At 73.3% G+C, this 18815-nt stretch carries 16 protein-coding genes and 1 riboswitch; of the genes, 7 read left to right on the plus strand and 9 right to left on the minus strand.

What is annotated here, in order from left to right:
- The first annotated feature begins 79 nt into the window (after window positions 1-79).
- Window positions 80-598, plus strand: a complete 519-nt coding sequence (locus ACQ9ZG_RS21245) for a DoxX family protein (RefSeq protein WP_028416639.1) — start codon at window positions 80-82, stop codon at window positions 596-598.
- Here ACQ9ZG_RS21245 and ACQ9ZG_RS21250 read toward each other — a convergent pair.
- The 3 genes from ACQ9ZG_RS21250 to ACQ9ZG_RS21260 are packed head-to-tail and all read right to left on the minus strand — an operon-like array spanning window position 505 to window position 2435.
- On the minus strand, window positions 505-768 hold the full coding sequence (locus tag ACQ9ZG_RS21250) for a hypothetical protein (protein WP_109915640.1): 264 nt from the start codon (window positions 766-768) through the stop codon (window positions 505-507). The genes ACQ9ZG_RS21245 and ACQ9ZG_RS21250 overlap by 94 nt on opposite strands.
- Complete coding sequence (locus ACQ9ZG_RS21255) at window positions 755-1096, minus strand: hypothetical protein (protein WP_146225719.1); 342 nt, start codon at window positions 1094-1096, stop codon at window positions 755-757. The genes ACQ9ZG_RS21250 and ACQ9ZG_RS21255 overlap by 14 nt, the downstream gene beginning before the upstream one ends.
- Window positions 1083-2435, minus strand: a complete 1353-nt coding sequence (locus ACQ9ZG_RS21260; protein ID WP_415738057.1) for a PspC domain-containing protein — start codon at window positions 2433-2435, stop codon at window positions 1083-1085. Before ACQ9ZG_RS21260 ends, ACQ9ZG_RS21255 begins: the two co-directional genes overlap by 14 nt.
- Window positions 2436-2640: 205 nt before the next feature.
- Here ACQ9ZG_RS21260 and ACQ9ZG_RS21265 point away from each other — a divergent pair, with 205 nt between their 5' ends.
- Both ACQ9ZG_RS21265 and ACQ9ZG_RS21270 read left to right on the plus strand, forming a co-directional pair.
- On the plus strand, window positions 2641-3939 hold the full coding sequence (locus ACQ9ZG_RS21265; protein WP_109917445.1) for an ATP-binding protein: 1299 nt from the start codon (window positions 2641-2643) through the stop codon (window positions 3937-3939).
- Window positions 3936-4631 carry a LuxR C-terminal-related transcriptional regulator gene (locus tag ACQ9ZG_RS21270; RefSeq protein ID WP_028416635.1) on the plus strand — a complete coding sequence of 232 codons (696 nt, stop codon included), beginning with the start codon at window positions 3936-3938 and terminating at the stop codon, window positions 4629-4631. Before ACQ9ZG_RS21265 ends, ACQ9ZG_RS21270 begins: the two co-directional genes overlap by 4 nt.
- Before the next feature lie 186 nt (window positions 4632-4817).
- On the opposite strand, the gene ACQ9ZG_RS21275 is transcribed toward ACQ9ZG_RS21270, so the two are convergent.
- On the minus strand, window positions 4818-5918 hold the full coding sequence (locus ACQ9ZG_RS21275; RefSeq protein ID WP_499281077.1) for a C40 family peptidase: 1101 nt from the start codon (window positions 5916-5918) through the stop codon (window positions 4818-4820).
- Between the two features lie 263 nt (window positions 5919-6181).
- Here ACQ9ZG_RS21275 and ACQ9ZG_RS21280 point away from each other — a divergent pair, with 263 nt between their 5' ends.
- Window positions 6182-6535, plus strand: a complete 354-nt coding sequence (locus ACQ9ZG_RS21280) for a hypothetical protein (protein WP_109915129.1) — start codon at window positions 6182-6184, stop codon at window positions 6533-6535.
- A 224-nt stretch (window positions 6536-6759) separates the two neighbouring features.
- Here the strand turns inward: ACQ9ZG_RS21280 and ACQ9ZG_RS21285 are convergent, their stop codons facing one another.
- Window positions 6760-7980, minus strand: a complete 1221-nt coding sequence (locus ACQ9ZG_RS21285) for a C40 family peptidase (protein WP_181398205.1) — start codon at window positions 7978-7980, stop codon at window positions 6760-6762.
- Window positions 7979-8145: riboswitch (cyclic di-AMP (ydaO/yuaA leader) on the minus strand. Its footprint overlaps the gene before it by 2 nt.
- Before the next feature lie 269 nt (window positions 8146-8414).
- On the opposite strand from ACQ9ZG_RS21285, the gene pcrA reads away from it, so the two are divergent.
- Window positions 8415-10856, plus strand: coding sequence for a DNA helicase PcrA (pcrA, locus tag ACQ9ZG_RS21290; protein ID WP_109915130.1), 2442 nt, complete (start codon window positions 8415-8417; stop codon window positions 10854-10856).
- Window positions 10857-10938: 82 nt separating this feature from the next.
- Here the strand turns inward: pcrA and ACQ9ZG_RS21295 are convergent, their stop codons facing one another.
- On the minus strand, window positions 10939-12630 hold the full coding sequence (locus ACQ9ZG_RS21295) for a M23 family metallopeptidase (RefSeq protein WP_109915131.1): 1692 nt from the start codon (window positions 12628-12630) through the stop codon (window positions 10939-10941).
- A gap of 205 nt (window positions 12631-12835) precedes the next feature.
- Complete coding sequence (locus tag ACQ9ZG_RS21300; RefSeq protein ID WP_499281079.1) at window positions 12836-13696, minus strand: lipase family alpha/beta hydrolase; 861 nt, start codon at window positions 13694-13696, stop codon at window positions 12836-12838.
- A gap of 375 nt (window positions 13697-14071) precedes the next feature.
- Between ACQ9ZG_RS21300 and icmB the strand changes: the two genes are divergently transcribed.
- A complete protein-coding gene (gene icmB, locus ACQ9ZG_RS21305; RefSeq protein ID WP_028416629.1) occupies window positions 14072-14485 on the plus strand; it encodes a coenzyme B12-dependent isobutyryl CoA mutase small subunit in 414 nt (137 codons plus the stop codon).
- A 344-nt stretch (window positions 14486-14829) separates the two neighbouring features.
- Here the strand turns inward: icmB and ACQ9ZG_RS21310 are convergent, their stop codons facing one another.
- Window positions 14830-16485, minus strand: coding sequence for a DUF5691 domain-containing protein (locus tag ACQ9ZG_RS21310; RefSeq protein WP_499281080.1), 1656 nt, complete (start codon window positions 16483-16485; stop codon window positions 14830-14832).
- Between the two features lie 307 nt (window positions 16486-16792).
- Complete coding sequence (locus ACQ9ZG_RS21315) at window positions 16793-18205, minus strand: SWIM zinc finger family protein (RefSeq protein ID WP_499281082.1); 1413 nt, start codon at window positions 18203-18205, stop codon at window positions 16793-16795.
- A gap of 152 nt (window positions 18206-18357) precedes the next feature.
- Between ACQ9ZG_RS21315 and ACQ9ZG_RS21320 the strand changes: the two genes are divergently transcribed.
- Window positions 18358-18804 carry an MmpS family transport accessory protein gene (locus ACQ9ZG_RS21320; RefSeq protein ID WP_109917642.1) on the plus strand — a complete coding sequence of 149 codons (447 nt, stop codon included), beginning with the start codon at window positions 18358-18360 and terminating at the stop codon, window positions 18802-18804.
- The last annotated feature ends 11 nt before the right edge of the window (window positions 18805-18815 follow it).

The raw sequence follows: 18815 nt of genomic DNA on the forward strand, positions 1-18815 counted from the left end.
CCCCGCAGCCCTGGTGAGCGCCGTCGGACAGGCGTACGTATGGTCAGGTGACGGGTCTTCGGGAAGCGGGGCAGCGGTGATGAACGGTTACGGCGGCGGCAGCGGCGGTCTGTACGGGACGGGCGAGCGGCGGGGACTGCGCGAGCAGGCGCGGGAGTACGCCCTGCTCCCGCTGCGGATCTTCCTCGGCGTCACCTTCGTCTACGCGGGGATCGACAAGCTGACGGACAGCGCGTTCCTCTCCGCCACCGGGCCCGGCTCCATCGGTGAGCTGATGAACTCGGTCCGCGACTCCTCCGCGATCCCCGCCCTCGTCGACCTGGCGCTCAAGAGCCCCGAGGGGTTCGGCTACGCCATCGCGATCGGTGAACTCCTCGTCGGCCTCGGCACCCTCGTCGGCCTCTGGGCCCGGCTCGCCGCCCTCGGCGGGGCGCTGATCTCGCTGAGCCTCTGGCTGACGGTGAGCTGGCAGTCGACGCCGTACTACTACGGCAACGACCTGCCCTACCTGATGGCGTGGCTGCCGCTGGTGCTCGCGGGCGCCTCCGTGTTCTCCGCCGACGCCTTCCTGGCGTCCCGGCGCCGCCGCACCATGTAGGCGGTCAAGGTCGTGGTGGCGGAGAGGAGGAGACCGCCGAGGAGGACCGGGAGGAAGAAGGCCCACGGGACCTTCCACGCCCCGGCCGCCTCGGCCGCGTACCCCCCGGCCAGGGCCAGCATCGTCAGCCCGGCCAGCGCCCGGCCGGGCCGGAACTCATGACGCAGCATGGCGGGCCTCCACGTGTCGGGTCCCTGTCTGCCGGGCCGTTTCCTGCCGGGTCTCTGCCTGCCGGGCCTCTGTCTGTTCTGCCTTCACCGGTCCGGCTTCCGCCTGCACGGCTTCCGCCTGCACGGCTTCCGCCTGCACGGCTTCCGCCTGCACGGCTTCCGCCTGCACGGCTTCCGCCTGCACGGCTTCCGCCTGCACGGCTTCCGCCTGCACGGCTTCCGCCTGCACGGCTTCCGCCTGCACGGCTTCCGCCTGCACGGCTTCCGCCTGCGTGCCCTCTGGCTGTCCGCCCTTCTTGGGGGCGGGCCGGAACTCATGACGTGGCACGGGTGACCTCCACCTGTCCGATGCCGACCTGCACATCCAGCTCGATGGTCCCGGCCGGCCGGCTGCCCTCGGGCGGTGGCAGGGTGCGCTGGGTCGTCTCGTCGCTGTTGATCCGGATCTGGACCCGCTGCCCCTCCTCCAGCCGGATCTCCCCGAGCCCCGCCTCGGCCCGCACCTTCACCGTCACGTCCTTCGGGACGACGACGGCGGCCCGGCCCGCTCCGACCTCCACCAGGGTCCGCACGGTCTCGCCCCGGGGGACCGCCACGCCGGACAGGTCCAGCCGGGCGTCGCCGGTGCCCAGCTGGTACACCGGCTCCACGGCCGCGACCTCCGCCGGGCGCCACTCCTTGCGCGCCCAGTCCGTGCTGATGTCCTTGGGCAGCATCGTTGCCCCCGCCAGCAGCACCGCCGTGACCACCGCCAGCAGCACCGTGCCGAAACCGGTCCGCCCCAGCAGGGACGAGACCAGCAGGCCGAGCCCGAAGACGGCGAGCGCGGCGACCAGGCCGACCTGGAGCACCGAGCCCAGCGGCTGGTGCGGCCAGCTCAGCCAGGTGCCCAGACCGCCCGCCACCAGCGCGGTGAGGAAGACCAGCCCGCCGATCGAGCGCGGCCCCGGCGGGGCGGGCGCCGGAGCCGGCGGGCGGAACGGGGCGTCGGGGCTGGGGCGCCCGGCCCGGACCGTCTCCCGTGCCGCCTCCGGGTCGGTGTCCGAGGGGCCCCACAGATAGGCGGAGCCGACCGGGCCCGTCGTGCCGTCCTTGACGATCGGGTCCCGCCACCACGACGGACCGCCCGGCGTCGGCGGGGCCTTCACCTCCGGCGGAGCCGTGCCGAGACCGCCCGGGTGCGCGGGGGCGGGGGCGGCGGCCGGGGTGCCCGGCGGGGCCGCCGGGTCCTCCGGTGGAGCGGCGTTCCGGCGGGACTGCGTCCACACCGAGCAGCCGACCACCGCCACCGACAGCAGCGCGGCGAACGCCAGCATCCCCCGGTTGCCCAGCATCGACAGGAAGAGCCCGCAGCCGATCAGCGCCAGCAGCAGCGCCACCAGCGAGGCCCCGTCGACCCGGCCCGACAGCAGCCGGCGCGCCTCGTTCTCCTCCTCGCCCTCCAGGGGGAGCAGGAGCCAGGCGAAGCCGTAGAAGATCAGACCGATCCCGCCGGTCGCGGCGAGGACGCCGAGCACGATCCTGAAGATCACCGGGTCCACGTCGCAGTACCGCCCGAGACCGCCGCAGACCCCGGCCACCGTCTTCTGCCGCGGGCTGCGCCGCAGCTGCGGTCTGGGGGCGTCGGGGGGTGCGACGCCGGGAGCGGCGTCCGAGGGAGCGGTCATGCCTCCATGGTGACGGTACGCACGGTCCGGCGGGACCCGCGCCGACCCTGGCCGGTCCCTGATTTTGCCCGGGCGCGCCCCGCAGGGGGCAGACGGTGCGGCCCGGAACGGGGGGTGGCACCGGTGAGGGGTGGGGCTGGCATCAGGGTCGATCAGGGGGACTACCCTGATGCCCCCCGGGCCCACGGCGTGTGACGATCGGGGTATGCCAGCCGCCACCGCCCGAGCCGCGCACAGCTCACTCACCGCCGACCCGGAGGAGCCGCCGCTGCGCAAGCTGTACCGCAGCGCCGACGGGCGGATGCTGGGCGGCGTCGCGCGCGGGCTCGCCGGACACCTCGGACTGCCGGTCGCCTGGGTCCGGCTCGTCTTCCTCGGGCTCTTCTTCAGCGACGGCTTCGGTGCCCTGCTGTACGCGGTGTTCTGGATCGTCGTCCCCCTCGGCGTCGGGGGCATCGGGGAGGGGCACGGCGCGCGCTCGGTCTTCGAGACGGCGGCGGACGGCCGGCGAAGACTCCGCAAGCCGGACCCGGGCCAGGTCTTCGCCCTGGTCGCCCTGCTCGTCGGTGCCGTGGTCTTCGTCGTCAACGTCGACATGGGCAGCGATGCCGACCGCTACATCTGGCCGACGCTCCTGATCGGCGCGGGCTCCGTCCTCGTCTGGCGCCAGGCGGACAACGCCCGGCGCGCCCGCTGGATGGAGGTCGGCCGCAGCCGCCGGCTGCTGCAACTGGCCCGCGCCCTCGCCGGGGTCGCCCTCGTCGGCCTCGGGCTCGCCGTCTTCATGGTGGTGCGCGGCTCGGCCGCCCAACTGGGCAATGTGCTGACGGCCGCCATCGCCGTCCTCACCGGCATCGCCCTGCTCGCCGGGCCCTATCTGGTCCGGATGGTCCAGGACCTCTCCGAGGAGCGGCTGATGCGCATCCGCGCCCAGGAGCGTGCCGAGGTCGCCGCCCATGTCCACGACTCCGTGCTGCACACCCTCACCCTGATCCAGCGCAACGCGGACGACGGCGGCGAGGTCAGACGCCTGGCCCGCGCCCAGGAGCGCGAGCTGCGCAACTGGCTCTACAACCCGGAGGGCACCGGAAAGGACGAGGACGAGGAGCCGGAGACGCTGGCCGAGGCGGTGAAGCGGTCCGCCGCCGAGGTGGAGGACAAGCACGGCGTCCCCCTGGAGGTCGTCGTCGTCGGTGACTGCCCGCTCGACGACCGGCTGGGGGCGCAGATGCAGGCCGCGCGCGAGGCGATGGTCAACGCCGCCAAGTACGGTGGCGAGGGCGGTGCCGTGCAGGTCTTCGCGGAGGTCGAGGGCCGTACGGTCTTCGTCTCCGTCCGGGACCGGGGGCCCGGGTTCGACCTGGACGAGGTTCCCGCCGACCGGATGGGCGTACGAGAATCAATCATCGGCCGGATGCAGCGCAACGGCGGCACTGCCCGGCTGCGTTCGGTGCCCGGCGGGGGCACCGAGGTCGAGCTGGAGATGGAGAGGGCGAGCGAATGACCGAGAACACCGAAGCCACCGGGGGCCCGGAGCGACGGGTACGGGTCGTGCTCGTCGACGACCACCGGATGTTCCGCACCGGGGTGCAGGCCGAGATCGGCCGCACCGAGGAGACCGGGGTCGAGGTGGTGGGCGAGGCCGCCGACGTCGACCAGGCGGTCACCGTCATCACGGCGACCCGCCCCGAGGTGGTCCTCCTCGACGTCCACCTCCCGGGCGGCGGCGGGGTCGAGGTGCTGCGCCGCTGCGCCCCGCTGATGGGCGCGGCCGACGACCCGGTCCGCTTCCTCGCCCTCTCCGTCTCGGACGCCGCGGAGGACGTCATCGGCGTGATCCGGGGCGGTGCCCGGGGCTATGTCACCAAGACGATCACCGGCACGGACCTGGTCGACTCCATCTTCCGGGTCCAGGAGGGGGACGCGGTCTTCTCCCCGCGGCTGGCCGGCTTCGTCCTGGACGCCTTCGCCTCCACGGACGCCCCGCCGGTCGACGAGGACATGGACCGGCTCACCCAGCGGGAGCGCGAGGTGCTGCGGCTGATCGCCCGGGGCTATGCGTACAAGGAGATCGCGAAGCAGCTGTTCATCTCGGTGAAGACGGTCGAGTCGCATGTCTCGGCGGTGCTGCGCAAGCTCCAGCTCTCCAACCGCCACGAGCTGACCCGCTGGGCGACGGCCCGCCGGCTGGTCTGAGCGGGCGGCTCCCGGGGCGGGCGCGCGGGGTCCGGCTCCGGCGGGGCCCGGCAGGTGCGGTCGCGCCTCGGCGGAGGTCCGGCGGGAGAGGAGGCCGTCGGCCGGGTCGGGCGGCCTTCGGCCGGGTCGGGCCGGGCGTCGGTCGGCTCGGGCGCCCCTCGACCGGTCCGGTCGGCGTCGGCCGGGTCAGGCCACCCGGGTCGCTCCGGCGAACGGCATCTGGTCGATGGGCGCGATCCGGACCGGTGCGCCCGGGCGCGGGGCGTGGATCATCTGGCCGCCGCCGATGTAGAGGCCGACATGGCTGATCCCGGAGTAGAAGAAGACCAGGTCACCGGGGGCCAGTTGGGAGCGGGAGACGCGCTGCCCGGCGTTGATCTGGGTGTAGGTGGTGCGGGGCAGACTGACGCCCGCCGCCTGCCAGGCGGCCTGGGTCAGACCGGAGCAGTCGAAGGCGTTGGGCCCGGTGGCGCCCCAGACGTACGGCTTGCCGATCGCGCCGTGGGCGAAGGCGATGGCCCGGCCCGCCCGGGAGTTCGGGGCGGCGACGGAGGAGCGGGGGGTGGCGCGCTCGGCCTGGCCGCTGCCCGCCCGGTCGGCGCGGGCCGGGCCACCGCCGTGGGCGGCGTCCGCCGAGCGTTCGTACGCGGCGCGCTCCTCGGCGGTGAGTGTGGCCAGGAGCGTGCGGGCGTCGGCCAGCTTGGCCCGGATCGCGCTGCGGTGTTCCCGTAGTTCGGCCTGCCGGGCGGCGAGCGCCTCCGTCTGCCGGTCGGCGCGGGCCTTGACCCGGGCGATCCCGGAGAGCTGGCGCCGGATCGAGCCGAGCAGCCCCGCCTGCCGGTCGCCCGCCCGGTCCAGCTGGGAGGCGCGCTCCAGATAACTGTCGGGGTCGGAGGAGAGCGCCAGTTGGAGCGCGGGGTCGAGGGTGCCGGTGCGGTACTGGGCGGTGGCCATCGAACCGAGGGTGTGACGGGCGGTGTTGAGGCGGTCGGTGCGGCGCGCGGCCTCGTCGGCCAGGGCGTCGACCGTGCGGGTGGCGGCGGCCGCCTTCTCCTTCGCCCCGTTGTACTTCTCCGTGGCGACCTCGGCCTCGTGGTAGAGCCGGTCGACCTTGGCCCGGACCTGGGCGGCGGTGGGGGCGGGCTCGGCGGGTGCGGCCCCGGCTCCGCCGGCCGAGGTGGCGGTGGCGGCTCCGGCGAGCGCCAGAGTGGCGGCGGTGCGGGCAGCAGGGCCGGTGAACGGGCGCTGCTTGGGTTTCCGGTGAGCGGATTTCCGGTGCGCGGCCACGGGGGCGGCATCCTTCCTGTCGGCTGCCCGCCGGGGTACCGATGGGCTCGCCAGGGACGCTAATCCGGGTGAACGGAAAAGGGTCGCCATGACAGTTATTGCCCGGATGTGACGCTTCGGAGTCGGCGAGTGACTGCGGACGGTGACCCGGAATTGACTATTCCGGCAGGTTCGGGCGCCCCGCGCACAGTTCCGGCGAAGGCGCCAAGGAAGGCTTGCCTCACTGCTGGGTAAAGATTTGGCCATGGCTAGGCTCCGGAGCCATGGACGTACTCATCAATGTCTTCGTCGCCCTGCACATCATCGGCATCGCCTCCCTGCTGGGCGGCTTCCTGACCCAGATGAAGGCCATGGGCGCAGGCACCGCGCGCTTCGTTCCGGCCATGCTGCACGGCGCGCTGACCATGCTGGTCACCGGCGTCGCCCTGGTCGGGCTCAACCAGGCCGACGACCAGACCGTCAACAACATCAAGATCGGCGTCAAGCTGGCGGTCCTCGTCGTCATCCTCGCGCTCGTCTACGTCAAGCGGGACCAGGAGAAGGTCGAGAAGGGCGCGTTCGCGGCGGTCGGCGGACTGACGGTCGCCAACATCTTCATCGCCACGCTCTGGACCTGAGGGGTCTGAGAGGCCAGGGGCACTGAGGGGCCTGGGCGACCGGGATGGCTGAGGGACCTGAGGGATCTGGGGGTGCCCAAGGGGCCCGGGTGGCTCCTGAGGAGCGCCTGAGGGGCCTGGGGTCCCCGGCGCCCGGGGCCTGAGAACTTCCCGGGGCCCGAGAGGCTCCCGGAGCCCGATAGGCCGGGGCGGGGAGGCGTGAGGCCCGCCCCGGCCGACGTGCGCTACGCCGGGCGCACGCTGCCGTAGATCGGCATGTAGTAGATCGACTCCTCGCGCACGTTCGCCCCCGGCTTCGGCGCGTGGATCATCATCCCGTCGCCCTTGTAGATGCCGACGTGGCTGATGTCGTCGTAGAAGAAGACCAGGTCACCCGGCTGGAGGTCCGACGTGGCGACGCGGGTGCCGACCTTCACCTGGTCCCAGGTGGTCCGGGGCAGGGTGACCCCCGCCTCCCGCCAGGCCGCCTTGGTCAGCCCCGAGCAGTCGTACGAGGACGGGCCCGTCGCCCCCCACACGTACGGCTTCCCGATCTGGGCGCGGGCGAAGGCCAGCACCTTCTCGGCCTTGGCCGCGTAACCGCTGCCCGTCCCGGCCCCCGTACCCGTACCGGACCCCGGGCTCGTCCCCGTCCCCGTACCGCTGCCGGAGCCAGAACCGGAGCCACCGGCCTCGGCGGACTCCTTCGCGGCCTCCTCGCGGGCCTTCTTCTCCGCCGCCTCGCGCTCCTTGGCCTCGGCCGCCTGGCGGGCGGCCAGCCGCTCCGCCTTCTCCCGGGCCTCGGCCTCCTTCTTCCGCTCCAGCTCCGCCAGCCGCGCCTTCTCCTCGGCGGTCAGCCGCGACAGCAGCGCCCGGGCCTCGGCCAGCTTGGTCTGCACGGTCTGCTTGCCGGTGCGCAGCGCGGTCTGCGTCTCGGTCAGCTTCTCCAGGCTCTTCACGGCCTCCGCGCGCTTCTTCGAGGCCTCGGCCTGCTGCGTGCGGAAGTCGTCGACGGCCTTCTGCTGCCGCTCGGTCGCCCGGCTCATCAGCCGGCTCTGGTCGAAGTACCCCTGCGGGTCGTCCGCCAGGAAGAAGGTCGCGGTGGGCGCGATGCCGCCGGTGCGGTACTGCGCGGCCGCGTAGGCGCCCAGCTCCCGGCGCGCCTCGTTGATCCGCTCGGTCCGCTTCGCCACGTCGGAGAGCAGCGTGTCGACCTTGGCCCGCTGGGTGGTGGAGGCGGCCTTCGCCCGGTTGTACTGCTGGGTCGCGCTGCCCGCCTGCCGGTACAGCTCGTCGACCTTCTTCTGCACGTCCTCGATGGCCGGCCTCGGCTCGGCGGGCGCCGCCGTCGCGTTCTGCGTGGAGAGCAGCGTCACGGAGGCGAGCGCGGCCGTCGTGAACCCGACGGCGGGGGTGGTCGTGCGCACCTTCGTACGCGGCTTGCGATGCGATGCCAAGACCGGCATCTCCTTCCGTGGACCGCCTACCGGGTTAGCTGTCGGGTTCGGACGGAACGGAAGGCTGTCCTACGGTCCGCCTGCGCGGGCACGGACCGATTCACCCCGGTTCTGCGTGTGGGTCCCCGGTTCCGAACCGCCGCGAGGGCAGCACGGATTCGGCAGAGGTGACCGTGAGACGCGGTTCGCCTCAGGGAGCTACGGATCACCTGACCGAGCACGCTAGCCAACGCGGCCCGCCGCTGGGAAGGAGGATGAGCGATATGCCCGATACATTTTCGTGACCTTCTCCCCGGCCGGAACCTGCACCCCCTCCGACCGGCTGCTCCTTCACGGAACGTGGACGTCCGCTCTCCGTCCGTACGGGGCGGACGCCCGTGCCGGTGGCCGCTTGCGGCCTTCGGCCGAACGTTGTCGGTGCGGCCCCCTAGACTCGGAGGGCGATGAGCAGCCTCTTTGACGACAACTTCCTGACCGGCCTCCAGCCCGCGGAGGACGGCCCGCCGCCGCCCCCCGAGGAGCACGCACCCGAAGCGGTGCCGGAGGGACTCTTCGAGGGCGTCTTCGACGCGCCCCCGCCTCCCCGGGACGGGTACTACCGGGACGGTCACCCGCGCCCGGTCATCGACTCCGCCGCACTGCTCGACGGGCTGAACACCGAGCAGCGCGCCGCCGTCGTGCACGCCGGCTGCCCGCTGCTCATCGTCGCCGGGGCCGGTTCCGGCAAGACCCGGGTGCTCACCCACCGCATCGCCCACCTGCTGGCCGAGCGCGGGGTCCACCCGGGGCAGATCCTCGCGATCACCTTCACCAACAAGGCCGCGGGCGAGATGAAGGAGCGCGTCGAGCAGCTGGTGGGCCCGCGCGCCAACGCCATGTGGGTGATGACCTTCCACAGCGCGTGCGTCCGCATCCTGCGCCGCGAGTCGAAGAAGCTCGGCTTCACCTCGTCGTTCTCGATCTACGACGCCGCCGACTCCAAGCGCCTGATGGCCCTGGTCTGCCGCGATCTGGACCTGGACCCCAAGCGCTATCCGCCGAAGTCCTTCACCGCCAAGGTCTCCAACCTCAAGAACGAGCTGATCGACGAGGAGACCTTCGCCGGACAGGCGGCGGACGGCTTCGAGAAGACCCTCGCCCAGGCGTACACGCTCTACCAGGCCCGCCTGCGCGAGGCCAACGCCCTGGACTTCGACGACATCATCATGACGACAGTCCACCTCCTCCAGGCCTTCCCGGACGTGGCCGAGCACTACCGCCGCCGCTTCCGCCACGTCCTGGTCGACGAGTACCAGGACACCAACCACGCCCAGTACACGCTGGTTCGGGAGCTGGTCGGCCCCTCCGGGGAGGCGTCCGACGCCCCCGCCGAGCTGTGCGTGGTGGGTGACGCGGACCAGTCGATCTACGCCTTCCGCGGCGCCACCATCCGCAACATCCTCCAGTTCGAGGAGGACTACCCGGACGCGACGACGATCCTCCTGGAGCAGAACTACCGCTCCACACAGACGATCCTCTCCGCCGCCAACGCCGTCATCGAGCGCAACGAGAGCCGCCGCCCGAAGAACCTCTGGACCAACGCCGGCTCCGGCGCCCGCATCACCGGCTACGTCGCGGACACCGAGCACGACGAGGCCCAGTTCGTCGCCGACGAGATCGACCGCCTCACCGACAAGGGCGACGCCAAGGCGGGCGATGTCGCCGTCTTCTACCGGACCAACGCCCAGTCCCGTGTCTTCGAGGAGATCTTCATCCGGGTCGGCCTGCCCTACAAGGTCGTCGGCGGCGTGCGGTTCTACGAGCGCAAGGAGGTCCGGGACGTCCTGGCCTACCTCCGCGTCCTCGCCAACCCCGAGGACACCGTCCCGCTCCGCCGCATCCTCAACGTGCCCAAGCGCGGCATCGGGGACCGCGCCGAGGCCATGATCGACGCCCTGTCGATGCGCGAGAAGATCTCCTTCCCGCAGGCGCTGCGCCGCGTCGACGAGGCGTACGGCATGGCGGCCCGCTCCTCCAACGCCGTCAAGCGGTTCAACACGCTGATGGAGGAGCTGCGCACGATCGTCGAGTCCGGCGCCGGGCCCGCCGTCGTGCTGGAAGCCGTGCTGGAGCGCACGGGCTATCTGGCCGAGCTCCAGGCCTCCACGGACCCGCAGGACGAGACCCGTATCGAGAACCTCCAGGAACTCGCCGCCGTCGCCCTCGAATTCGAGCAGGAGCGCGGCGAGGAGGAGGGCGCGGGCACGCTCGCGGAGTTCCTGGAGAAGGTCGCGCTGGTGGCCGACTCCGACCAGATCCCCGACGAGGACGAGGACGGCTCCGGCGTCATCACGCTGATGACCCTGCACACGGCGAAGGGCCTGGAGTTCCCGGTCGTCTTCCTCACCGGCCTGGAGGACGGCGTCTTCCCGCACATGCGGGCCCTCGGCCAGACCAAGGAGCTGGAGGAGGAGCGCCGTCTCGCCTATGTCGGCATCACCCGCGCCCGCGAGCGGCTCTATCTGACCCGGGCCGCCATGCGCAGCGCCTGGGGACAGCCCTCGTACAACCCGCCCTCGCGGTTCCTGGAGGAGATCCCGGAAACGCACCTGGACTGGAAGCGCAAGGGCCCGATGGCCGCCCCGGCCGGCCCCACCTCGGGCATCACGTCCTCGCTCTCCTCCTCGCGCTCGCGCTCCGGCCCCTCGGGCTTCGCCACCCGGCGCTCCACGGAGAAGCCGACGGTCTCGCTGGCGGTGGGGGACCGGGTCACGCACGACCAGTTCGGCCTGGGCACGGTGGTGGCCGTCGAGGGCGCCGGCGACCAGGCCAAGGCGACGGTGGACTTCGGCGACGAGCGCCCGAAGAAGCTGCTCCTGCGGTACGCACCAGTCGAGAAGCTGTAGGGCGACGCAAGGGGAGAGGGGCGGGACGGCTGATCGCAGCCGTCCCGCCCCTCTCCTGTCACTTACGCGCGTCCCGTCACCGTCAGGTCGGCTCGACGCCGTGGCTGCGCAGCCACGCCAGCGGGTCCACCGAGGCCCCGCCGCCCGGGCGCACCTCGAAGTGCAGGTGCGGACCGGTGGAGTTGCCGGAGCTGCCCGCGTACGCGATGACGTCACCGGCCTTCACCGGTCCCGAGCGGATCTTGGTGCTGCTCAGGTGGCAGTACCAGGTCTCCGTGCCGTCGGCCATGGTCACGATCGCCATGTTGCCGTAGGCGCTGTTGTACTGCGTGCGGACGGTGCCGTCGGTCGCGGCCATCACGGGGGAGCCGTAGCCGACGGGGAAGTCGATGCCCGTGTGGACGGACATCCAGTTGACGCCCGCCTGGCCGTAGTAGGCGCTCAGTCCGTGCTGCTTGACCGGGAGGACGAACTTGGGGCGCAGCGCCTCGCGGCGGGCGGCCTCCTCCTCGCGCTTCTTCTTCTCCTCGGCCTGCCGCTGCTTGAGGTCGATGCGCTCCTGGGTGCGGCTCGCACGCTGGCGGAAGTCGTCGCTGCCCTCGCTGAGCTGCTCCAGCTGGCTGTCGAGCTTGTTGTTCGCGGCGACCGCCTTCACCGTGCTGGGGTCCGCGACGGCCAGCGAGGTGGTCTTCTCCGGCTTCTCCTCGTCGCTGATCCCGCTGACGGAGGCGGCCGCGATGCCCGCGACGCTCATCACACAGGCGGAGGGGACGGCGACGGTCAGGAGCGCGGAGCGCTTGGCGGGGCTGCGGCGGCGGGCCCGGCTGCGCGGGGCGTGGACCACGGTGCGGTCCGCGGAGAGCGGGGCGGGGCTCTCTCCGCCGTCGTCGTACGAGGAAGCGGCAGGGGCCGGGGCGGTGTCCGGCTCGGGCCGCTCGTCGGGATCGGTCCCCGGGGTGAGATCCAGAACGGGAATCTCGGAGGTGCCGCCCTCCTCGGACTCCGGCTGCTGCTGTTCGTACAGCTGGTGCGACATCTGTTCGGGCTCGTACGCGGCGTCCTCGGGCGTGGCGCCGGAGTTCCAGGCGGTCGCGTCATAGGCGCCGGTGTCGTAGGCCGCCGTCCCGTAGGCCCCGGTGTCGTACGCGCCCGTGTCGTACGCGCCGACGTCGTACCCGCCGGTCGTGAAGGCTGTGGTGTCGTAAGTCCCGGTGTCGTACGTGCCCGTGTCGTACGCGCCGACGCCGTACGCGCCGGTCTCCTGGGCGCCCGTCCCGTACGAGCCGTCGGTGACGTACGCGGTGCCCGTGCCGTACGTGGCGGTGGCGTAGGCGCCGGTGTCGTACTCGTCGCTCTCGTACGTGCCGGTCCCGTAGGGGGCCGTGCCGTACGCGGCCGTGGTGAACCCGGTGGTGTCGTAGGCGCCCGTGTCGGCGGTCTGCTGCTGCCACGCCGACTGGGCTTCGGCCGTCTGCGCCTGGGCTGTCTGGGTCTGAGCCGCCTGTGCCGGGGCGGCGTACGGGTCGTACGTGACGGTCTGCTGCGCGCCCGTGTCCCAGGCGGAGGAGTCGTACGAGCCGGTGTGGCCGTTGTGGTCGCCGTGGCCGTTGTGAGCGCCGTAGGAGGCGCCGTAAGAGGTGTCGTAACCGGAAGCCGCGTAATCAGTGGTGTCGGAACCGCTGTAGGGGGTACCGAAGAGCGGGTCGGTGTCGAAGCTGCCGGTGGATCGGGTGTCGTACCCGACGGGCCCGGCGTGGGGGTGCTGGTCGTTCACCAACTTCTCTCTCGCCTCGGCAGCAGGACTGTTCTGGGTTCCGGACAGGGAGTCCCAGGGGGAAGCAGTGGCCGCGACTGTACCCGGCAGTATGTGAGGACGACAATCTTCGGCAGGTTTTGCGCCCTCAGGAAACGGGCAATCGGCCGTCTTTCGGTGGACGGCAGACAGAGGCTTGGCCCTATGTTCGAGAGTCGTTCTATTTCTAAGCGACAGAGGGCGTTCCGGTTGAGGTGGCTGTGCTCTCCCGGGTCTGCTGTGACTCCAGAGCCTCACGGACGGCGGTGGCGACCGCCGGATGCACCGGCAGCGCGAGATGCCCGATTCCGGTGACGCGTACGTTCACGGCGTCCAGGTCGGGATGGTCCACGCAGGCCGTCTCGACCGGGACCATGACCTGGTCCAGCTCGCTCCAGAAGCTGACGAACCGGGTCCGGCACCCCGGCGCGGGACGGCGCAGCTCCTCGATCAGCGGGGAGCCGCCGCGCATCTGCCGCACGATGGGGTGAACGCCGGCTCCGGGGGCGACGGCGGTGCCGCCGTGCGGCGTGCCGAGCGTGACGAGGGTGCGCACCCGCTGGTCGCCGCCCAGCCGCTGGACGTAGTAGCGGGCGATCAGGCCGCCGAGGCTGTGCCCGACGATGTCGACCTCGCGCTGTCCCGTGCGGGCGCAGACCTCCTCCACGTGCCGCCCGAGCAGTCCGGCGGCGGTGCGCAGGTCGCGGGTGAGCGGCGAGTAGTTGAGGGACGCCAGGTGGCGGCGGCCGTGCCGGGCGAGCGCGCGGCGCAGCAGGACGAAGACGGAGCGGTTGTCGATGAACCCGTGGAGCAGGACGACGGGCCGCTCGGCGTCCGGGGGGCCGGGCAGGGGGCGGAGGCCCGTACCGGGGCCGGTGCCGGGGGCGTGGCGGGGGTCCGGCGCCGGGCGCCGGGTGTGGCGCTCCTGGGCGATGCCGAAGGGGTAGGCGGCGAGATGGCCGGTGAGGACGGCCAGTTCCAGCACGGTGGCGGCGAGCAGCGCGGTGGAGGGGCGGGGCGGTAACGGGAGGGAAAGAGGAAGCTTCACGGCCGGCCTCCTGCACGGTCGTACGGGAACGACGGCGACGACGACAGGGGACGCGGTGCGGGGCGGACGGTGGGGAAGGGGCGCCGGGCCCGGTGGAGGGTGACGGGGCAGCGAGCGGTGGTGGGGGCGATGGGCCGTACCACCGTGCCGTGCGGCTGGCGGCGCGGTGGTACGGCGACCTCGTAGCGGCTCCCCGGGCGGTGCTCACGCGCGGCCGGATTGCCGCGTCACAGGGGGAACGGCGCCTGGCGAACATGTCCCACGTGTGATTTCCCCCTCCCCGCCTGCCGCGAAACGGCGGCTTGCGGGATGCTGTGGATAACGTTCGTTCACATCCCCGGCCCGTCAGGCGCGGGAGACCATGTGGAGGCAGTGATGGGTGTGACCGGTCCGATCCGTGTGGTGGTGGCCAAGCCGGGGCTCGACGGCCATGACCGCGGGGCCAAGGTGATCGCGCGGGCGCTGCGGGACGCCGGTATGGAAGTCATCTATACGGGGCTCCACCAGACACCCGAGCAGATCGTCGACACGGCGATCCAGGAGGACGCCGACGCGATCGGCCTCTCGATCCTCTCCGGCGCGCACAACACGCTGTTCGCCAAGGTGATCGAGCTGCTGAAGGAGCGGGAGGCGGAGGACATCAAGGTGTTCGGCGGCGGGATCATCCCGGAGGACGACATCCCCCCGCTGAAGGAGCTGGGGGTGGCGGAGCTGTTCACGCCGGGCGCCACGACGACCGAGATCGTCACCTGGGTGAACGCGAACGTCCGCCAGCCCGCGCAGGCCTGACCCGGGGGCTGTTCCCGCGTCAGGGCGTACGAGGCCGGGGTCGGCGTACGCGGCCGGGGGCGGGGCCGGGAGAGGGCCCGGGGCCCGCGACGGCCTGAGGCCCGCGAGGGCCCGGGGGCGCGCTCGGTGACGCGGGCGCGGCGCCTCCCGCGCGATCCCCGCGCGACTTCGGCGGAGGCGCAGGTGCCGGGGCTGGGCCGCAGGGCGGGTGCCGAGGCCGGGGCTGGGCCGGGGGAGGGTGTTGAGGCAGGGGCGCGACCCCGTGCCGGGGCGGGAGCCCGGTCGGAGCCACGGGCGGAACCCGGGGCGGGGCCGGGGCGGGTGCCGGGTGCGACGGCGGGGTCTCAGGCGGTCAGTTCGGCCTCCATCGTGGCGCGCAGGCGAAGAGTGGAGACCAGTCGCTGGAACGCCTCCGACCAGTAGCCCCCGGCCCCCGGTGACGCCCCCTCCCGCTCGTCCGGGGTGGTCGTGAGGATCTCCAGGCGGTCGGCCTCGGCCGGGTCGAGGCAGCGCTCGGCCAGGCCCATCACCCCGCTGAAGCTCCACGGGTAACTCCCGCCGTCCCGTGCGATGTCGAGCGCGTCCACCACGGCGCGCCCGAGCGGGCCCGTCCACGGCACCGTGCAGACCCCGAGCAGCTGGAACGCCTCGGAGAGCCCGTGCGCGGCGATGAACGCGGCCACCCAGTCGGCCCGTTCGGCCTCGGAGAGCACCGTCAGGAGCTTGGACCGCTCCGCGATCGATGCGGGGCCCGGGGAGTCGGCCGGGGGCGCCGACGCCTCGCCCAGCAGCGCCCGCGCCCAGTGCGGGTCGCGCTGGCGGATCGCGGCCCGGCACCAGGCGGCGTGCAGCTCGCCCGCCCAGTCGTCCGCGACCGGCAGCGCGACGACCTCCTCGGCCGTGCGCCCGCCGAACCGCTCCTGCCAGACCCCGAGCGGCGTGGCCTCCACCAACTGCCCGAGCCACCAGGACCGCCGGCCGCGGCCGTTGGGCGGGACGGCTGCCACCCCGTCGCGCTGCATCCCGGCGTCGCACTCGTGCGGCGCCTCCACGGCGATGGAGAGCCCGGCCCCCGTACGGTCGGGGTGGACGCACGACGCCGCACGGGCCGCCATCCGCCCGGCGAAGGCCGACGAGGGCAGGGCGGAGAGCAGCTCGGCCGCCGTGGCGCGCACATTGCGGCTGCGGTCGGTGAGCGCCTGCTCCAGGAACTCCTCGTCCCCGGCGCCCAGCCCGGCCCGCAGGGCGTCCAGGAACATCAGCCGGTCCTCGGCCCGTTCGGTGGACCAGGTGGTGGTGAGCAGGGCGAGCGCGGCGGCGGGGTCCTGCGCCCGTACGGCGTCGAGCAGCGCGACCCGCTCCGCGAACAGTCCCTCCTCCCACAGCCGGCGCACCGCCTCCGGGTCGCCGGTGTCCGGGGTGGGCGCACCGGCCGCGGAACCGCGCAGGGCGAACTTCCACTCCGGGTTCAGCGCCGCCAGCCACAGGCCCAGCGGCCCGGCGAAGGCGAGCGCCTGCGGGCGCAGGTCGGTGCGGGCCCGCGCGGCGTCCAGCAGCGGCGGCACCAGGTCGGCCGGGGCCCGGAACCCCCGCCGGTTGGCGCCGGCCAGCCACTGGGGTATCAGCTCGGTGAGGTCGGGCGCAGCCCCGCGCCGTCCGGAGGCGGCCGGAGCGGCCCGGTCGGCCAGCAGCTGGGCGAGCCGGTGCCGGGCCGCCTCGGAGAGCCCCGGGCGCGGGTCGTGCGGGGCGGGCGCGGGCCTGGGCGCCGCCGCGGCGGGCAGCAGCCCGGCCCGCCGCCGCACGGTGTGCAGGGCGGCGGCGTCCAGCAAGGCCCCCGCGCCGTCGGCCGGCACCTGTCCTCCGGGCGCCGTCGGCGGGCGCCGGTCGGTCCCCAGCAGCGCCGAGGTGACCAACTCCTCCCAGGGCAGCGGCGCGAGGGGGTAGGAGGCGGCGGTGGGCGAGGAAACGGCCCCGGTCGGACCGGTGGTGGTGCTGGGCATCAGGTCCCCTTCTGTGGCGTCGGGCAGACAGAGCTGGGAGGCGGACAGGCGGTCGGTCGGCCGGGCGGTTGGTCGGACAGGCGGTTGGTCGGACAGGCCGTCGGCCGGTCAGGCGGTCAGTCAGGCGGTCAGTCGGTCGGCCAGGTGGTTGGTCGGTCGGCCGGTCAGGCGGGCGGTCGGGCGGGCAGAAGAGCGTTGGTGCGTGACCAGATGTCAGACAGCGTCCGGGAGTGCCGGGCGCCCGGGGCCGCCGCCGGTGACCTGCCGCTTGCGTCCCGGACCTCGGCCTCGGACCCCGCTCCCCCCGTCAGATGAGCCGTACGGTCCCGCCCCCGGCTTCCCCTGGCCCGGCCCCGCGCCCCGCCCCCGTGTCCCAGGCCGTGAACGGATCGAAGCCGCGGTGCCCCAGCTCTCCGAAGACCGTGACCGGGGCGCCGCCGGAGAGGGCGACGAGCTTCCACAACCCCTGGCGGGAGAGCGCCGCCGGGGCCAGCGGGAGCGCGTCCGTGCCCTTTGCGTCGGCCAGTTGCCAGCCGCCCCCGGACGGCACGGGTATGACGTCCCGCAGGATGACCGGCCAGCCGTCGAGCCACGGGTCGCCCCGCAGCGCCTCCCCGTACGCGGCGAGGGCGGCCTCGGCGGGGCCGCCCGGCGGCGGTGTGCCCGGCACCGGGACCGGCGTGGCGAACCGGCGGCCCAGGTCGGCCCGGAGACCGCCGCCCGGATACGGCGTCAGCTCGGCGTCGATCGTGACGCCCACCGGCAGCGCCAGCTCCGGGGTCCGGCCGGCCGCGCCGAAGGAGAGCAGCAGGGCCGTGCGGCCCGACTCCCTCCCGTACAGCCAGATCCGCCGGGTGGTGAGCCGGCCGTCCGCCGTGTCGTACTGCGCGAGGACCAGCCAGTGGTCGCGGACCGGCGTGCCCCCGGCGGACACGGGCAGCCCCACCCTCGTCCGCACCGTGGCGGCCAGCGGCTCCGGGAGCCGCTCCCGGCCCAGCCAGGCGGTGTCCAGCAGATGGAGCAGGCTGCACTCCTCCAGCAGCCGCACCGGCCAGCCCGGCCCCGATCCCGGTATGGCCCCCAACTCCCTTACCCGGCCCGCGAGTCCCGGCGCCTGGGCGTCGACCATGCGGGCGGCGGTCTCCTCCCACAGCGTGTAGCCCGCGCGGTCGGCCGTGGCGAGTCCGCCGCGCAGCAGGTCGGTCAGACGCTGCTCCAGCTCCAGCGCCCCCGAGGCGGCGCGCTCGGCCCGGCGCTCGGCCCGCTTCCGGGCGGCGGCGGTGTCGGCCGGGCCCGGCGCGGACTCCCCGTTCGCGGCGGCCGCCTGCCTGGCCTCCGCCCGGCCCCGGCGGCCCTCCAGCCACTGCGAGGCCCAGTCGGCCGGCTCGCCCTGCCGGACCTGGCCGTCGCCGGAGGCCCGGAGCAGCAGCAGCCCGAGCGCGTGCTTGCACGGGAACTTGCGGCTCGGGCAACTGCACTTGTACGCGGGGCCCGTGGTGTCGACCACCGTCTGATACGGCTTGCTCCCGCTCCCCTTGCACAGTCCCCACACCGCCCCCGACGCGTCGCACCCCGTGCCCGACCAGTGTCCGGCCGAGGCCAGCTTGTTCCCCGCCTTGCGTGATGCGTCGTCAGGCGCCAGGGACAGCACCTGCTCCACCGTCCAGCGCGCCACCGGTTCCGTGGCGGGCGAGGGTTCTCCCCCGTGAGATAGCAGCATGGGGACGACGGTAGGGGCCACCACTGACAGTCCCCCTTGACCTGCGCGTTCGGTGCTCGTCATCCCATTTGACTTTGCCTTCCCTTTGCGCTTTTCTGCGATCTCCGCGGGTGGAAGAGATCCGGTCGCGGACCGATCCAGGGGGGTCCCACATGAAGCACATCCACCTCACCGGCGGTCTTCTGCGCGCGGCGGCCGGCGCCCTCGCCGCCACCGGCCTCGTCCTCGCCCTCGGCGCCTGTTCGGCCGAGTCGGTGGACGACGCGGTCGGCAAGGCGGTCGACAAGACCGTGGACGAGACCTACGAGGTCACGTACGAGGTCACCGGCAAGAGCGTCGACGAGATCACCTTCCACGGGGGCGGCGGGGACGCCATGAACCCGAAGCTGGAGACCGTCTCCTCGCCCACCCTGCCGTGGAAGAAGACCGTGACGCTGCGCGGCATCATGCCGCCCGCCGTCATGCCCATGGCGGTGGAGGCCGACGGTACGGACATCGCCTGCACCATCACGTACAAGGGCGAGGTCATCAAGGAGGCGAAGGGCGAGGGCGTGCTCACCGCGGGCGGCTGCGTCGCCGTCTCGCCGGTCGTCGGCTGAACCTGACCCCT

Source organism: Streptomyces araujoniae (assembly GCF_050871195.1).
GTDB lineage: Bacteria > Actinomycetota > Actinomycetes > Streptomycetales > Streptomycetaceae > Streptomyces > Streptomyces bacillaris.

Excerpts from the sequence above, each read along its gene's own strand:
- ACQ9ZG_RS21245 (WP_028416639.1), top strand. The coding sequence starts at position 80 with ATGAACGGTTACGGCGGCGGCAGCGGCGGTCTGTACGGGACGGGCGAG.
- ACQ9ZG_RS21250 (WP_109915640.1), bottom strand. The coding sequence starts at position 768 with ATGCTGCGTCATGAGTTCCGGCCCGGCCGGGCGCTGGCCGGGCTGACG.
- ACQ9ZG_RS21260 (WP_415738057.1), bottom strand. The coding sequence starts at position 2,435 with ATGACCGCTCCCTCGGACGCCGCTCCCGGCGTCGCACCCCCCGACGCC.
- ACQ9ZG_RS21265 (WP_109917445.1), top strand. The coding sequence starts at position 2,641 with ATGCCAGCCGCCACCGCCCGAGCCGCGCACAGCTCACTCACCGCCGAC.
- ACQ9ZG_RS21270 (WP_028416635.1), top strand. The coding sequence starts at position 3,936 with ATGACCGAGAACACCGAAGCCACCGGGGGCCCGGAGCGACGGGTACGG.
- ACQ9ZG_RS21280 (WP_109915129.1), top strand. The coding sequence starts at position 6,182 with ATGGACGTACTCATCAATGTCTTCGTCGCCCTGCACATCATCGGCATC.
- ACQ9ZG_RS21285 (WP_181398205.1), bottom strand. The coding sequence starts at position 7,980 with ATGCCGGTCTTGGCATCGCATCGCAAGCCGCGTACGAAGGTGCGCACG.
- pcrA (WP_109915130.1), top strand. The coding sequence starts at position 8,415 with ATGAGCAGCCTCTTTGACGACAACTTCCTGACCGGCCTCCAGCCCGCG.
- icmB (WP_028416629.1), top strand. The coding sequence starts at position 14,072 with ATGGGTGTGACCGGTCCGATCCGTGTGGTGGTGGCCAAGCCGGGGCTC.
- ACQ9ZG_RS21310 (WP_499281080.1), bottom strand. The coding sequence starts at position 16,485 with ATGCCCAGCACCACCACCGGTCCGACCGGGGCCGTTTCCTCGCCCACC.
- ACQ9ZG_RS21315 (WP_499281082.1), bottom strand. The coding sequence starts at position 18,205 with ATGCTGCTATCTCACGGGGGAGAACCCTCGCCCGCCACGGAACCGGTG.
- ACQ9ZG_RS21320 (WP_109917642.1), top strand. The coding sequence starts at position 18,358 with ATGAAGCACATCCACCTCACCGGCGGTCTTCTGCGCGCGGCGGCCGGC.